Source organism: Vibrio japonicus (assembly GCF_024582835.1).
GTDB lineage: Bacteria > Pseudomonadota > Gammaproteobacteria > Enterobacterales > Vibrionaceae > Vibrio > Vibrio japonicus.
On record NZ_CP102096.1, the window covers coordinates 1296469 to 1312684 of the forward strand.

10 protein-coding genes and 1 pseudogene are annotated in these 16216 nt (G+C 44.3%); 2 read left to right on the plus strand and 9 right to left on the minus strand.

Annotated elements, in window-relative coordinates:
* Positions 1-122 precede the first annotated feature (122 nt).
* Positions 123-1463, plus strand: coding sequence for a GntP family permease (locus NP165_RS06155; protein WP_257085439.1), 1341 nt, complete (start codon positions 123-125; stop codon positions 1461-1463).
* A gap of 99 nt (positions 1464-1562) precedes the next feature.
* Here the strand turns inward: NP165_RS06155 and NP165_RS06160 are convergent, their stop codons facing one another.
* The 6 genes and pseudogenes from NP165_RS06160 to NP165_RS06185 all read right to left on the minus strand — a co-directional run bounded on the left by NP165_RS06160 (position 1563) and on the right by NP165_RS06185 (position 10473).
* Positions 1563-2303: a sulfite exporter TauE/SafE family protein gene (locus NP165_RS06160; RefSeq protein WP_257085440.1), complete on the minus strand. Its 741-nt coding sequence runs from the start codon at positions 2301-2303 to the stop codon at positions 1563-1565.
* 114 nt (positions 2304-2417) lie between these two features.
* A complete protein-coding gene (locus NP165_RS06165; protein ID WP_503169885.1) occupies positions 2418-4325 on the minus strand; it encodes a bifunctional 5-dehydro-2-deoxygluconokinase/5-dehydro-2-deoxyphosphogluconate aldolase in 1908 nt (635 codons plus the stop codon).
* Positions 4326-4733: 408 nt separating this feature from the next.
* Positions 4734-6665 carry a 3D-(3,5/4)-trihydroxycyclohexane-1,2-dione acylhydrolase (decyclizing) gene (gene iolD, locus NP165_RS06170; protein ID WP_257085441.1) on the minus strand — a complete coding sequence of 644 codons (1932 nt, stop codon included), beginning with the start codon at positions 6663-6665 and terminating at the stop codon, positions 4734-4736.
* 324 nt (positions 6666-6989) lie between these two features.
* Positions 6990-7229 (minus strand): annotated as a pseudogene (locus tag NP165_RS06175) (butanol dehydrogenase); the annotation flags it as partial.
* Between the two features lie 142 nt (positions 7230-7371).
* Positions 7372-9279, minus strand: a complete 1908-nt coding sequence (locus tag NP165_RS06180; protein ID WP_257085443.1) for a bifunctional 5-dehydro-2-deoxygluconokinase/5-dehydro-2-deoxyphosphogluconate aldolase — start codon at positions 9277-9279, stop codon at positions 7372-7374.
* A 255-nt stretch (positions 9280-9534) separates the two neighbouring features.
* Positions 9535-10473: a sugar phosphate isomerase/epimerase family protein gene (locus tag NP165_RS06185; RefSeq protein WP_257085444.1), complete on the minus strand. Its 939-nt coding sequence runs from the start codon at positions 10471-10473 to the stop codon at positions 9535-9537.
* 243 nt (positions 10474-10716) lie between these two features.
* Here NP165_RS06185 and NP165_RS06190 point away from each other — a divergent pair, with 243 nt between their 5' ends.
* Positions 10717-11736: a LacI family DNA-binding transcriptional regulator gene (locus NP165_RS06190; protein WP_257085445.1), complete on the plus strand. Its 1020-nt coding sequence runs from the start codon at positions 10717-10719 to the stop codon at positions 11734-11736.
* Positions 11737-11799: 63 nt separating this feature from the next.
* On the opposite strand, the gene NP165_RS06195 is transcribed toward NP165_RS06190, so the two are convergent.
* From NP165_RS06195 to NP165_RS06205, 3 genes are all read right to left on the minus strand, one after another.
* On the minus strand, positions 11800-12705 hold the full coding sequence (locus tag NP165_RS06195; RefSeq protein WP_257085446.1) for a sugar phosphate isomerase/epimerase family protein: 906 nt from the start codon (positions 12703-12705) through the stop codon (positions 11800-11802).
* Between the two features lie 149 nt (positions 12706-12854).
* Positions 12855-14330, minus strand: coding sequence for a sugar porter family MFS transporter (locus tag NP165_RS06200; protein WP_257085447.1), 1476 nt, complete (start codon positions 14328-14330; stop codon positions 12855-12857).
* Positions 14331-14486: 156 nt separating this feature from the next.
* On the minus strand, positions 14487-15509 hold the full coding sequence (locus NP165_RS06205) for a Gfo/Idh/MocA family protein (protein WP_257085448.1): 1023 nt from the start codon (positions 15507-15509) through the stop codon (positions 14487-14489).
* Between the last annotated feature and the right edge of the window lie 707 nt (positions 15510-16216).

Genomic DNA, 16216 nt, shown 5'->3' on the forward strand with positions numbered 1-16216 from the left:
GCAGGAAGCACTAGCTGAGCATGGAGTGCGGGCCCCTGCTTTTTCTCTAACAACTTGCTTCTTTCTATACGGCTAGGGCTTTAGCGATATAGGAGAGTCATTACGTTTTCATGGAGTTTAGAATGGATCTCTTAGGCATTATTCTGTCATTGATACTACTTATTGTGATGATTTATCGCGGTTTTTCAGTATTGGTTGTTTCACCATTAATGGCAATGTTTGCGGTTAGTTTCAGTGATGATATGCCGGTACTGACCGCTTGGACGGGCCCTCTGATGGAGGGAAGTGCGCACTTTGTTCAAGCTTACTATCCGGTCTTTCTGGTTGGGGCGATATTTGGCGTGGTAATGAACGCTTCTGGCGCTGCGAAAACCGTTGCTAACTCTATCTCTGCTTATATGGGAGAGTCTCGAGCGTGTTTGGCTGTGATTTTCGCTTCTTTCTTACTGGTTTACGGCGGCGTAGCGGTATACGTTGTTATCTTTGCTGCTTTTCCTGTGGCGCAAAACTTGTTTGCAATGGCTAATTTGCCGAGACGTTTTATTCCTGCCGCTATTCTTGCTGGTGCCATGCCTGCTTACGTGGCACCAGGCTCGGCTCAGTTCTCTAATACCATTCCAATTCCGGTGTTAGGTACGACGATTTATGCCGCGATTATTCCTGGCATTATTGCTGTCGTGATATGGGTGTTGATTGCAAACTTGTATTTAAACCGAGCCATTGCCAAAGCGAAGAGCAATGGGGAAGGGTACCCATTTGAAAGTGAGCAGACAGAGAGCGCCGATCCACCGGGTGTGTTTACATCATTTTTTCCGATCATCATGGTTATCGTTGGTAACTTTTTGCTTACTCAGTATTTCTCTCGCCCAGAGGTCATTGAGTATTACGCTCCTTATGGTGGCGTTAAAGGAATTTGGCCAATCACCATTTCAATTAGTGCTTCTTTAGTGGTCAGTATTTATATGATGCGCCGTTATTTGCAATCGACATTACACACGTTGTCGAAAGGAGCGGTAGACTCCTTGCTGGCAATCTTCAATACGGCGGTTCAGGTTGGCTACGGTAATGTTATCCAGAGTTTGTCAGCATTCGCTCTGATAAAAGGGTTTCTACTTGCAATACCTGGGACGAAGCTACTAACTATTACTGTCACTTCGGCTTTGTTAGCTGGTGTGGTGGGATCAGTATCGGGTGGAACTGGGATCATAATGGAAGTCTTTGGTGATGATTTTTTGCGTCTGGCGGCTGAACATCAGATTGATCACGGCTTGATCCACCGTTTAGTACTGTTTGGATGCAGCCTGCTTGATACGCTGCCACACTCAGGGTTGGTCATTACGGTACTGGCGGTTTCTCAGTGCTCTTACCGAGAAAGTTATATGCCAGTGTTTATGGCTACGTGCGCAGCACCCGCAGCATCGGTTGTCGCCATCATTATACTGGGCTTGATGGGCGTGAGTTAATTGTCTTTATTTCTCGCCGATACTATAAAAGGGAGCCGCCAACTGGCTCCCTTTGTCATTTCGTTTTGTAATAAGAGTTATCGGGGGCGAAAGAACAGTTTAGCTTATCCCTTCAAGGAGCAATTTTGTTCCGGATAAGAGTAAGAAGCCGTAACACAGTTGGTAGATAGTCTGCTGAGGGACTTTATCCAGCAACCACACCCCCATTTTTACGCCTAATGGTGCCAATGGCATGAGAACCAAAGAAGTCAGTAAGTTGGTGCTGTCGAAGGTGCCAAGCAAAGTAAATGGCACCAGTTTAAATAGATTGATAATGGCAAACAGGACGGCCATCGTTGCGATTAATGTGGTTTTTTCGAGCCGTAGCGGGAGCAGGTAAAGACTGGCAGGGCCGCCCCCGGCATGAATGGCGGTACTGGAAAAGCCGCATAAGGTACTCCAGAACCAGGCTGAAAACGTTCCTCTGGGTTTTGGTTGCTTTCGCTGAAACAAGTGCATAAAGAAGAACAGTACCGATAACAGTCCGACAATCAGCTTTACGCTAGACTCTGTCATACTTCCTAAATACAACGCTGCCAGAGCTACTCCGAGGGCCGATGCAGGCAACATGCGTTTTATCACCTGAGTATCTGCAAAATGGCGGTGGTGCTTAACAGCAAAGAAATCCATAACACATAATATCGGCAGCAGTATCGCAGCGGCTTGGGTTGGTGAGATGGTCCAAGCCATCAGTGGTACTGAAATGACACCTAAGGCGCCACCGAGTCCCCCTTTACCGATTCCGTAGATGAGGACTGCGGGTATGGATACGATATAAAACCATGGGTCTGTGATGATCATTTCTTCGCTCCATGTAAAAAGCGCCCAGATGGGCGCTTTGGGGTTGCTAAGAACAGGTACTTAAGCCCAACAGAAAAAGCTGTCATACCTATCTTCTAGCGTTTTTATTGCGAATTAACCACGCTGACGCCAAAGTGCAATCAGGTTGTGGTAGTTCTGCTTGATATTTTCGATCAGCGTTTCATCGTTAATGCTATTCGCCAACCATTGACGTGATGGCTCACCGAACAGAGTGCGGCCAACCGCGAAGCCTTTAACAATCTCTTTGCCCGCAGTTGCATCAAAGCCTTTTTGTAGCTCTTCCTGAGGTGCATCTAGGCCTAAGATGACTACGCCACGGCAGAATGCATCGTGTTCAGTTACTACTGAACTGACCGTGTCCCAGCTATCGGCTTCAAGAGCAGGCAGTTTCCACCAGTCTGGTTTGATACCCAGGTCGTAAAAACGCTCTAGAGCTTGAATGTAAAGTCTGTCTTCTTTCTTCACGCCAGCAGGCAGGATGACTTCCAATAGCAACTCATGACCAGATTTACAACATGCCTGGTAGACTTCTTGAACCAGTTCTTCTTGCTCTGTACGGATATCTAGCTCGTCTTCAGGGCTGTAAAACACTAGGCACTTCACCACGTGCTCAAGAGGCCAGTCAATTAATTGTGAACCGATGTTACCGTGCTCTAAGCGCAGTGGGCGTGAACCCGGTAACTCGATAGGACGGCCAATCCACCAACCTTGTCCTGTGACTTCATTCAGTACATCTTGTCCGAATGTGCTATCACACAGTAAACCTGCTTTACCCGCTAAGTTCGCTTCTTGTGCGACTTGTTGGCTTGCTTTAAAGATAAGTTTTTTCAGTGTCTTGATACGTGTAGTGTCTGTACCCGCTTCACGAGCCATGTCTTCAAATTGGATTCGGTGGTCAAATGCCATCACACATAACTCATCCCACTGAGGAGCTTTACGTGTCGTAACGCGGTGTAGGTGGTTGAGCTCTACATCCAGGTCAGGGCGTTTCACATCAGCAGCGCGAGTGATGTAATTATCAAGCTCTAACTTAGTTGGCATTGCCGGAGCACAGCCGTGACGAGAAACCACCAATGCACCACAGGCGTTAGCGTATGCACATGCTTTTTCCCAGCCTTCGTCGTTTAGGTAGCCGCGTAGCAAACCAGACATGAATGCGTCGCCAGCGCCCAGAACGTTAAGCACGTCAACGCGAACGCCATGAATAGTCAGACCGTCATCAAGATCGTTTGGCACTTCGTCGCTGTAAACAGAGCAACCCAGCGCACCACGTTTGCACACTAGCTCGGCATCAGAAACTTTACGTACTGCTTTTAGTGCGTCGATAGTGTTATCTGTACCACCACAAATATGGAACTCTTCTTCTGTGCCGACAATAACATCGAACAGACCGAGTACTTCTTGCAGTTCTTGAGTCACTTTGTCTGAAGCGATGTAACGAGTTTCGCCATCACCCAGTGAAGTCAGCCCCCAAAGTACTGGGCGGTAGTCGATGTCTAGCGCCGTTTTTACACCATTGCGACGAGCGTATTTCAATGCGGTAAGTACGGCTTCGCGCGTTTTTGGATTGGATAGGTGAGTACCAGTGATTGCCAGACAGCGAGCAGACGCGATGTACTCCTCAGTAAAGTCATCTTTGCTGATTGCCATGTCAGCACAGTTTTCGCGGCAGAAGATCAGAGGGAAAGTATCTTCGTCTTTGATGCCCAGAATAACCAGCCCCGTCAAACGCTCTTTGTCAGTGATCAAGTGACTAGTATCACAGCCAACACGCTCGAGTTCTTCACGTAGGAAACGGCCCATGTGCTCGTCACCAACGCGTGCAAGCATTGATGATTGCAATCCTTGTACGGCTGTGCCGTAAGCCACATTACCTGATGAGCCACCAAGGTACTTATTAAAAGATCCCATGTCTTCTAAACGAGCGCCGATCTGTTGACCGTAAAGATCAACCGCAATGCGGCCCATACAAATGACATCTAGCTTTTTCTCAATACTCACATTCTTCTCCTCAGAGCTTAAACTCTTACCGTCATCACTAGGATGTTTCCAATGCTAAAGTTTTTGTGTCTGCGTTAAGGCAATGCCCATATGCGTTTCACGTTTCAATAAAACCTTTATACGGAATGTTTGTTTCATTTTCAATTTAAAGTGGGATATTTGATTCGTTTTGTGATCAAGTCGGAAAATAAATTTCAAATGTTATAGAAAGTTGAAAAAATGGATTCGAGCAGCTGAAAGATAGGGTTTAAGCGCTGGTGGTTCGTTTCGAACAACGACAAATAAAAAAGCCCGTCTCAGGAGTCTCGCTGGACGGGCAAACCGCTCGATTAAACTTATTGTTAGTATTTATCCTGAACTCAGGGTGGGAAGTGAGTGAGACTTTATTTACCCCGAGCTCTGGATCGTTTAGTACTGACGCGCTTTTTTCAACTTCTCTACGTTTTCCTGAGCTTTAGCTGCAATCTCTGGTTTCGCAGCGACTTGAGCCGTACCACAGCGCCACCAGGACTCGTAGTCGTTTGTCATGGTTTTCGGTAGCACTTTTATATCAATCAGGGTTGATACGGTTTGCTGCTTAGCATCGGCCAATGCGGCGATGAGCTCCTCTTCAGTATGTACGCGGTAGGCTTTACAACCGTAACTCTCTGCATTTTTGGCAAAATCAACAGGCACTAATCCACCGCTCATCTTGCCTGTTTTCGGGTCTTTGAAACGGTTTTCGGTGCCAAAGCTGCCCATTTTATGGTTCATCTGCAAGTTATTGATACAGCCAAATGCCGCATTATCAAACAAGAGTACGTTGATTTTCACGCCTTCTTGAATTGATGTTTGTAGCTCTGAATGAAGCATCATGTAGGAACCGTCACCGACCATGGTGTAAACAGGTTGCTCTGGATTCGCAATTTTTGCACCAATCGAAGCGGCCACTTCGTAACCCATGCATGAATAGCCATACTCCATGTGGTAAGTGTCCGGACGTTTTGGTCGCCAAACACGCTGCAGATCGCCAGGGAGTGAACCGGCTGCACCGACAATAATGGCATCAGGTTCAAGATGTTCATCAAGCAAGCCTAGTACGCGAGTTTGGGCTAAGTCGGTATTAAGTGCTTCACGGTACTCCGCCAACTCATCATCAAAGTGCCCACCGATTTCCGGAACGAAACCTTCGCCTATTTGAACATTGAATAAGCGGGTTAGTTCTTTGTCCCAAGCTTGTTTAGCCGCTTTAATTTCGTCGCTGTAGCCACTTACGTAGCCAATTTTAGCTAACTTTTCACCGATTGCTTCGAGAGCGATATGGGCGTCAGCGACAACCGAAGTTGCATCTAATTTGCTTGCATCGAACTCAGAGACGTTGATGGTTAAGAAATCCACATCTGGGTTCTGGAATAGTGATTTTGAGCATGTGGTGAAATCGGTAAAGCGAGTACCCACACCAATTACTAAGTCTGTGTCACGCGCAATTCGGTTAGCCGCAAGACAACCAGTGGTACCTACGCCACCCAAGTTGAGTTCGTGGTCGTGGACAATCGCACTCTTACCCGCTTGAGTTTCACCGAAAGGAATATTGTGTCGCTCAGCAAACTGACGGAATGCATCGTGTGCTTCTGAATAACGTACGCCACCACCGCAAATAAGCATCGGCTTCTTCTTGCTCTTAATTAGAGCAACCGCGTCATCAATCATTGGGTTGGTTGCTGGACGACGTTCAATGCGGTGTACGCGTTTTTTGAAGAAATACTCTGGGAAGTCGTAAGCCTCACCCTGTACATCTTGTGGTAAACAAATCGTGACTGCGCCAGTGTCGGCAGGATCTGTCAATACACGCATCGCGTTAACCATCGCAGACATCAATTGCTCAGGGCGAGTAATGCGATCCCAGTAACGTGAAACGGGCTTGAAACAGTCGTTAGTGCTGATTGATGCATCGTGATATTGCTCAACCTGCTGTAGAACAGGATCTGGCTGACGAGTCGCGTAAGTATCTCCCGGTAAGAAAAGCACTGGGATGCGGTTCGCTGTTGCTGTCGCTGCTGCCGTTACCATGTTTGCTGCGCCAGGGCCGACAGAAGAGGTGACGGCATAGATCTTTTTACGCTTGTTCTGTTTTGCGTAACCCATCGCGATATGAGCCATACCTTGTTCGTTACAGCCCTGGTATACCTCAAGTGAGCCAGCGTCTTCTTCTAGTGCTTGTCCCAGACCGACAACATTGCCATGACCAAAGATGGTAAAGATGCCATGAATAAACTTGTGTTCTACTCCATCGAACTCAACATACTGTTGATTCATAAACTTAACCAGCGCTTGTGCGGTCGTCATTTTAATCGTGTTCATAACCACTTTACTCCAGATAATTTAGTCGACAGCAGGTGAGACGAAACTTGTGACCTGATGCCTTGCTAGCATATTAAATCTAATGATTTAGATATTATGGAACATTTATTTCATTGCAATGTTTTTCTGAAATGCTGTTAGTTTTTGTGATCCTGATTAGATTGTGGCGTGTTGATGCACTAAAAACAAAATAATGGTGTGATGGATGATACTTTTTGCAAAATTACGAAATTTTCATTTCATGAGATAAAGGAGGGTGAAAATTTACATTTGCCAACTTCTTGCCGTTAGCTCGTGTGAAAAATCGGCTTTTAATGAGATAGGTAGCGTATAGGCGTTGTGTACTTTTTCACGAGCAATTGGGTCGCTTGCACCATTCGCGTAGCTTGATGGTAGGTATTCTTTCAGCATCTTAAGCGCTTGTAGAGCCTGACCATCTGAGTATTCGTTCGCAAGGATGGATACGTAAGCTTCTAGTGCGTGAGTCACTGCATCGTAACCACCGAATGCGGTTAGAGACTTAGGCATGCTCATTACTAGGTTCGCATCGACGATAGCTATGTTTGAATGCCATTAAGCGTGTGAAAGTTCACGCGCGCCTCGTGCTGAGTTGCACAACTTTTTTACATTTACTTGTTCAATTTTTTCGCTCTAGCTGTTTGGATAAGATGATGTGCAATATAAGGGCACATCATCTTCAGGAGTATTATCCTCTGTTTTTCCAAAGTTGGATTATTTCGTGGTAGTTTGATTTTGTTTTATTAATAAATTCTTGGTTATTAATATCCCCAGACAACCATTCTTTAGATGCTTCACCAAATATAGTTCGGCCAACCATAAAACCTTTAATTAAATCGTGGCCAGATGCTTGATCAAAGCCTTTTTTAAGCTCTTCTACAGGCGCATCCAGACCAAGAATCACCACTCCGCGACAATATGGATCTTGCTCAATGATTAAGCTGTTCAATGTGACCCATGCTTCGCTTTGAAGCGCCGGTAATTTCCACCAATCTGGCTTGATTCCCAGAGAGTAGAAGCGGCTTACCGCTTCAATGTATAAGCGGTCTTCTTTCTCAACGCCGTCTGGCAGAATGACCTCAAGTAGCAGTTCATGTCCGGACTTAAGACAGGCTTGGTAAGCTTCTGCTATTGTATTTTCTTGCAGAGTTCGGATGCTTTCATCGTCTTCCGAGCTATAGAATACCAGGCATTTCACCACATGCTCTAAAGGCCAGTCGATCAATTGAGAGCCAATGTTGCCGTGTTCGAACTCTAGAGGACGCGAGCCAGGCATTTCGATTGGACGACCGATCCACCAATTGTCACCCGTCACGTCATTAAGCACATCCTGACCGAAGGTGCTATCACAAAGGAGTCCTGACTGACCCTTTAAACCGGCTTCTCTACTTACCTGACGACTCGCTTCGAGAATGAGTTTTTTCAGTGTTGGAATTTTTCCAACATCTGCACCGACTTCTTTCGCCATATCGACCAATTGGCTGCGATGATCGAACGCTAATATACATAACTCGTCCCATGCACCTGTCTTACGTGTCGTTACTCTGTGCAAGTGGTTAAGCTGAGGATCTAAATCAGGGCGCTTAACATCGTTAGCGCGAGTTAAATAGTTGTCTAACTCAACTTTGGTTGGCATTGCGGGAGCACAGCCATGACGAGATACCACAAGTGCGCCACAAGCGTTGGCATAAGTACACGCTTTTTCCCATCCTTCACCGTTGAGATAGCCACGAAGAAGACCAGACATGAATGCGTCACCAGCGCCAAGAACGTTCAATACATCCACACGCACACCGTGTACGGTAATGCCTTCATCCAGCGTTTCTGGGATCGCATCCGTGTAAACAGAACAACCAAGAGCACCGCGTTTACAAACCAATTCTGCGTCAGAAACCTTACGTACGGCTTTGAGTGCTTCAACGGTATCTGTTGAGCCACCACAAATATGGAACTCTTCTTCTGTTCCGACAATTACATCGAATAACCCCAAAACGTCTTGCAGTTCTTCGGTCACTTTATCTGATGCGATAAAACGGGTTTCACCATCGCCCAGTGAAGTTAGGCCCCACAGTACCGGACGATAATCAATATCAAGCGCGGTTTTAACCCCATTTCGGCGAGCATATTCAAGTGCAGTCAAAACGGCGTCGCGAGTTTTTGGGTTTGACAAGTGCGTACCAGTGATAGCGAGACAGCGCGCCGAGGCAATATACTCTTCCGTAAAATCCTCTTTGCTGATTGCCATGTCAGCGCAGTTTTCACGGTAAAAGATCAGTGGAAAGGTGTCTTCGTCTTTGATGCCTAAAATGACTAGGCCAGTAAGACGTTCTTTATCGGTAACAAGGTGGCTGGTGTCGCAACCCACTTTTTCCAGCTCGTCACGTAAGAAACGTCCCATATGTTCATCGCCAACGCGGGCAAGCATTGAAGATTTAAGGCCTTGAACGGCAGTTCCATAAGCAACGTTACCGGAAGAACCACCGAGATATTTGGCGAACGTGCCCATATCTTCTAAGCGAGAGCCGACTTGTTGTCCGTAAAGGTCAACAGCGATTCGTCCCATACAAATCAGGTCTAATTTCTTTTCAGTTTTCACTTTGAGCCTCTCACGGTATCGCGTTAAAAAACGAACTGCTTTAAATTTATGGAATTTTTATTCCATATTGTACGGATAGGTTGGAGTAGAGATTGGTTCACTACTTTCTGTCAGTTAGGGAAGGGGACCGAATGAGCGCTCGACACCCACTTACGCAAAAATGGAGTAACTTGTATGAGCTACTCCATTCGATGTAATTTCATTCAGCGTGTTTATTGTGCTTTGATAGCTTAGCACCTAAACATAGAGTAGCGGTTACTGGCTGATTGTTGCTTTCAAAGCGTCAATAGAGGTTTCAACACCTGCATCCACTGTCATGGTCAGGTCTTCCATCTCCAGTGAAACATCACCGTTGTAGCCCATCATATGACATACAGAGAAAAACTCTTTCCACCACTGAAGATCTTGACCACAACCTACTGCAACGTAGTTCCAGGTACGGTCTGCACTGTCTTCAACTGGACGTGGCTCTAGTAGGCCATCAATGTCAGCTAGACCACGTTCGATACGAGCATCTTTGCCGTGCAAGTGGTAGATACAGCCTTTTAATGCGCGAGCTGCTGCAATCGGGTCCGCACCAAGAATGATCATGTGAGATGGGTCAAGGTTGATGCCGATCATTGGGTCAACCGCGTTACGCAGTTTAAGCAGCGTTGACGCACTCCAAACCATAGTGCCAGGAAACTCTTCGATTGCGATTTGTTCTACACCACACTTCTTACAGTGTTCGACATATTCAGACCAAAACTTGATGGTGACTTCCCATTGGTACTCGTAAGCTGGCGCCATGAAATCGGGCCAAGACACCGTTGATGTGATCCAGTTTGGTGTTCTGTCCTCAGGAGAACCCGCAGGCAGACCAGCCATAGCTACAATTTTCTTCACGCCAAGTTTGCCAGCCAGTGTTGCACAGTCGTACATGCTCTTCGAGTATTGCTCGCCTGTTTCTGATGGCCAAAGCGGGTTACAAGATGTATTTAAAGCAGAAATACGCATGCCACGTTTTTCTAGCTCAGCTTGGAACTCCTGAAGTTTGGTTTCATCGCCTAGAAGCTCTTGAGTGTTCACATGCTTACGCGCGCCCCAGCCACCGGCTGTCATTTCTACGGCGTCAATACCCATTGACTTTACTTTATCTAACATCTCTGTGAATGAAAGATCTGCGTATACATCAGTACAAATTGCTAGTTGCATAGTATTAACCTCGATATTCTAAATTGATCACTTTTGATTCAAAAATTGGATAAATCTCTTAGCACCACATTGCAACCGGGTGCAAGGCTGGTTGTAATGTGTTGTTAACCAAAAACATTGATTAATCATACGATTAATGACACTTTGTATTATTCCGTGATTTTGTATAGTCACAGAGTCATGATTATATTAAAATCAATTTAAGTCCTATAAAAATAAACTGTCAATATAATTATTGAGCTAATGAAAGAAACTAAAAACAAAGTCACAAAAAATATTACTGCTCGTGATGTAGCAAAACTTGCAGGTGTATCTAAATGGACGGTTTCCCGAGCCTTTACGCAAGGGTCTTCAATTTCTGAGTCTAGTTTAACTAAAGTTCTAAAAGCAGCAGAAGAACTTGGATATAAGCCTAATTTGCTGGCAAGAAGTTTGGCAAAAAATAAAACCAATATGATTGCCATACTTATTTCAGAGTTAGGTTCCCCTAATGTATTGACTGTTTTTGATGAACTTACATCAAAACTACAAAATAAAGGGTTAATTCCAATAGTTCTCAATATTCATTCTAAAAAAGATTACAAGAACGCCCTTACTTTAGCTGGTCAGTTGCAAGTCGATGGTATCATATTCCTTGGCACCGACTTACCTCAAGAAATCGTTGAAAAAAACATTGAGCATATCCCTCTCATTACTCTGTATCGTCATTGTGATACGCCAAACGTTCACTCTGTCAGTACTGATGGCATAACGGCAGGTCAGCAAGTTGCCAATCTTTTTATCCAATTAGGTTATAAAGGAATGGCTTATATGTCGGGCCCAGAACAAAAATCAACAGGGCTGCTACGTTTTCAAGGTTTTAACAGTCGACTTTCTGAGTGTGATATACCACTCGAACACAGATTTAATATCAAACACTATGCCAGAGACCTTGCATTTAACTGTATTTCTGATTACATAAAAACGACCGATGTTGATCAAAGAGTTGACGCTATTTTTTGTGAAAATGATATCTTAGCCATTGGTGCTTTGGATGCATTACATCATCACAAAATTGATAACACTATTGCCATTGTAGGATTTGATGATATAGATCTAGCATCATCTCCTAAATATAATCTCACGACATTCAGGCAGGAATTAATACCTTTGGTTAGTAAATCTGTTGAACTACTTAATTCTGACATTAATAGTAACAACAAAATACTTATACCTGGAACGTTAATTACACGTCAATCACATCTTATAAATCGAAAATTATAGTGTTTTAATTTTACGGGACAAATAATATTGTCCCGTACCTGGATAATAGGTCGAGCTATTATTTTATCGGAGTAAGAATTCTTTTTCTAAACGCTCTCTTGCCGCTGGTGCTTGCACGTCCATCTTTTCTGGGAATCCAAAATAAGAGACACAAGCAATTGAATCACCACCAACTGCGAATTTCTTATTCGCAAATTCCATATCTCTTAGCGTTGAGAACATAGTATCGAAATCTACATCGCCTTCACCCATGGCTAAGTGCTGGTGGATAGCCACATCACTGCGCCCTTGATTGTTCAACCAAGGTGGGTTAGCGATATAACGACAATCCAATGTTTGGTTGAAGGTATCCGCAAACAATACATGAGAAAGATCGTCACCTGCATACTCCAACATTGAGCGAACGTCACCTTTGCCTTGATCATAGAAGAAACCGTGGGGCGCAGAGTATACGTACTTTAGATTGTCTGAACGGTAGGACTTAACTAGGTCACACGTTTCATTATTCAGTTCACAGAAATCCCATGGATGCGATTGAACTTCGACACGAATGCCTTCTCTTTCAAATAGAGGTAGTAATTCATCCATAGAGCGGAACCACATTCCGTTACAGATTTCTTGTTGGTTTGGATCGCCCGAAAGTTCTGTGTTGATTACTTCTACACCCATATTAACAGCGATTTCTACGATTTTTTTCCAGTTTGCTACTGCATGTTTACGTTGTTCTTCAGTAGGGCCCGACCAACGATAAACAACAATAAAAGAAGAGAGTTCAACACCAGCCTGACGTAGGGCAGTTTTGTATTCTCTTTCACACTCACGAGAAAATAGTGGGTGCTTGTAGAACGGGTTGATACGTGGATGAGGCGATTGCTCGATATACTTGTAACCCCAATCTGCAACTTTGTGCACCATATCCGGGATACTCATTTGTTTTGCTAGTACATCAACGTCGAATGCGATTTTCATAAAAACCTCCAAATAAAGTGTATATCAATCAACCTATTATTGATTTCACGTGTAATTATTAAGTCGTTATTAGTTAGTCTGGCAATTTGTCTCTCATCGATACATTCCTAAGTATGAGCGACAAATTGCCAGTGGGTTAATTGGACCTATTAAGCAGGTACGTCTACTTTTTTGGTCTGTTGGCCGTTCCAGTTAGTCATAACATGCTCTTCCATTCTCTCTAGTGCTACACCATTGGTTTCTGGTAGGTAGCGATTTACAAAGAAATAAGAAACAATCATGAAGAAAGCAAATACCCACATAGGGAATGCGCCACGGAACATCTCATTGAGAAGCGGGCTGTCATTCATTATCGGGAAGATAAGCCCAATCAGGAAGTTAGTTACCCAAAGACCACCGATAGCAAATGACATACCTAAGCCACGGTAGCGGTTAGGGAAGATTTCAGATACGACAATCCATGCACCTAAGCTCCATGAGAACGCAAAGCAAATCATGAACACCATCATGCCAAACAGTGTCCAGTAACCCATTTGGATAGCGGCTTCACCTTGCAGACCTGCAGATTGGTAAATGAAGTAAGACGTCAACAGAAGGCCGAACGTGGCACCCAATGAACCAATTTTTAGCAGTGGTTTGCGACCAATTTTGTCCATGAGCAGAGAACCTATTAAGGTACCCACTAGCTGAATCACACCGACCCAAATAGTCAAGAAGAGCGCGACCTGGCTGTTACCTGTTACTTTTTCAAGTACGACTGGTGCGAAGTACATCATTACGTTTACACCACTTGCCTGTTGGAAGATAACAATCATGGTTGCGATGAAAACGAAAACCCAAAAGCGGCGTTGTTTGTGAACTTGAAGTTTTTCAACTTGCTCTTTGTTCGCTGCTTCTTCGTGAATGGAGTTGTGAATCGCGTTAATCACCGTAGGCGCATAAGCAGGGTTGAAGATTTTACCTGTGACTTCTAACGCTTCTTTTTCACGTCCTACTAGGACTAACCAACGAGGCGACTCAGGGATGAAGAATGCTGCAAGCACAAATAGCGCACATGGGATAGCTTCAGAACCAATCATGATACGCCAGCCTACATCAACCAGCCATTCGTGAGTCATGCCTTGAGCGATTAAGAAGTTAACAACAAAGATAACCACTTGACCGAATACGATGGCAAAGTTTTGCGAACTTAACGCACGGCCACGGATTTTCTTTGGTGACACTTCTGACATGTACATTGGTGATACGGAAGATGCAATACCAACCGCTACTCCACCAATCATGCGATAAACGATGAACCAGAAGAACGAGTTAACAAGGGCTGCACCAATCGCTGAAATAGTAAATAAAATGGCGGATAAAATGAGGGCCTTTTTACGGCCGTATTTATCAGCGACCTTACCGGATAGGAACGCACCGATAATACAACCAATGGCAACGTTTGATACGGCCCAACCAACGCCGATCGAACTTAGTTCAAAGTAGGTGGTAATAGGGGTGATTGCACCAGAAATTACGGCGGTGTCATAACCTAGTAGCAGGCCACCCAGCGCTGCAACAGCACAGATGACGAGGATATAACGTAAATTATAACTTGTATCTACAGTTTGATTATTAGTGGACATGAATCCTCCTAAATTGATTTTGTTTGCTGTGTAGAGCAACAGAACTTCCTTGTTGCAACCGGGTGCAAATTCTTGCGCCCGTATACACTGTAGGTCTTACTCGATATAAATTGTTTAGATTTTGAATTTGTAACCTAATGATTTATAAGTCATTGATTAGTTGTAGAATTCAGGTTTTTCTGGAAGTTCGATTTTCTCAATGCCACCAGAGTATTTTGCTTTCACACAAGCGTCGATCGTTACTGATACGCAGTAGCCGTCCCATGACGTTGGGCCTGTTAATTGGCCTGCACGAGCGCCATCAATCCATTCTTGGAATTCAACGTCGAAGGCGTCAAAGAAGCGGTCTTTCCAATCCACAAAAATTTCTTGTTGTAGTGTCGCGTTGGTACGAATCACAGTTGTCGCAGGATCAGGAAGGGAAGCAACACCTTTCTCACCGGTAATCTGACATTGAATATCGTAGCCGTACTGACAGAATACGAAGCTCTGAACCGAGATATGAACACCAGATTTAGTACTTAGAATCATGATGTGTGGATCTTGTAACTCTGGATCAGAAGAGATTTGAGTTTTACGGGGAAGAATAACCTGTGCTGTCGCGTAGTCTTCATCCAATAGCCAGCGCAGGACGTCTGCTTCATGAACGAATGAGTCGGTAATCGCCATGTCACCGCTGAATCCTGGTGCTTCTGGCGCATGGTGCCAAGCATTTAGCGTTAACGGCTCACCAATGATCTTTTGATCAAGTACGGATTTGAGCTGGCGGTATGATTTGTCGTAACGACGCATGAAGCCAACCTGAACAAGGCGCTTACCGCAAGCCACTTCAGCATCGATGATACGGCGACAGCCTTCTTCAGTTACTGCTAATGGCTTTTCACACATTACGTATTTACCAGCTTCGATTGCTGCTAGTACAAACTCTTCGTGTGTTGGCCCCCAAGACGCAACAACAATTGCATCGACCATATCGGAATTGATTAGGTCAACACCATTATCAAAAACTTCTGCTTCAATATTTTCTTGAGTCAGCCAAGAGCGTACTTGGTCATTATTCACGTCAAATACCGCGGTCACATGAGCTCCAGTGAGATAGTTCACACGTTTGATGTGCTCTTTACCGATAGCACCAACACCAATTACACCTACTTTTAGATCAGTAATGTTTAAAGACATGATATTCATCCTTAATTATGTTTTTGTGTGGATAGTGAATTTTTTGTTCCACCATTCAGACTTTGATTATTGCATTAGTAAGTAACTTACTCATTTACCGATAATCTGGAGGCTAATATAGCATTCGCGTTGGCAAGCAAATGTGAAGTAGAACTTAAAATGGAATATTTATTTTGATTTTTATTATAGTCGAATGTTGTATTTCATCAAGTCGCTGACTTGAAAGTAGAGCGTATAGCTATATACAACGGTGTTTGCCGCACTTAAACAGAGTAATGGGGTAAGGGTATTTTCTTCAATAAACCGCTTGTTCAAAATGTGACCTTAAGCTGAAAGGAGAGTAAGAAAATTCTGATTGTACGGCGTCACAAATAGTCACTCAGTTGCTCAACAAGGCCTGTTTTCTGGACATGACGGGTTTTCGCAGTGAATTAATAGCAGCGAGAATTTTTTTATTGATTCTAAATAAAGGGTATATGGGACGCTGTTTACCTCTACCTATCGGTGGCCTACATTATACAGGTACGATGGATCAGACGACGACCAGAAGCTATTTGTTATCAGTCACTTGGTTGCCTTCAAGTTAGCTTTCGATATGAAAATTTCATTTCATAAAATGTGTTAATAGAGGCTGAGCATCATTTTGTGATCTATGTTCAGTTGTGAAGGGAAAAATCTTAAAGAAGACTCTACATAAGGGGATTAGC

Excerpts from the sequence above, each read along its gene's own strand:
- NP165_RS06155 (WP_257085439.1), top strand. The coding sequence starts at position 123 with ATGGATCTCTTAGGCATTATTCTGTCATTGATACTACTTATTGTGATG.
- NP165_RS06160 (WP_257085440.1), bottom strand. The coding sequence starts at position 2,303 with ATGATCATCACAGACCCATGGTTTTATATCGTATCCATACCCGCAGTC.
- iolD (WP_257085441.1), bottom strand. The coding sequence starts at position 6,665 with ATGAACACGATTAAAATGACGACCGCACAAGCGCTGGTTAAGTTTATG.
- NP165_RS06185 (WP_257085444.1), bottom strand. The coding sequence starts at position 10,473 with ATGCAACTAGCAATTTGTACTGATGTATACGCAGATCTTTCATTCACA.
- NP165_RS06190 (WP_257085445.1), top strand. The coding sequence starts at position 10,717 with ATGAAAGAAACTAAAAACAAAGTCACAAAAAATATTACTGCTCGTGAT.
- NP165_RS06195 (WP_257085446.1), bottom strand. The coding sequence starts at position 12,705 with ATGAAAATCGCATTCGACGTTGATGTACTAGCAAAACAAATGAGTATC.
- NP165_RS06200 (WP_257085447.1), bottom strand. The coding sequence starts at position 14,330 with ATGTCCACTAATAATCAAACTGTAGATACAAGTTATAATTTACGTTAT.
- NP165_RS06205 (WP_257085448.1), bottom strand. The coding sequence starts at position 15,509 with ATGTCTTTAAACATTACTGATCTAAAAGTAGGTGTAATTGGTGTTGGT.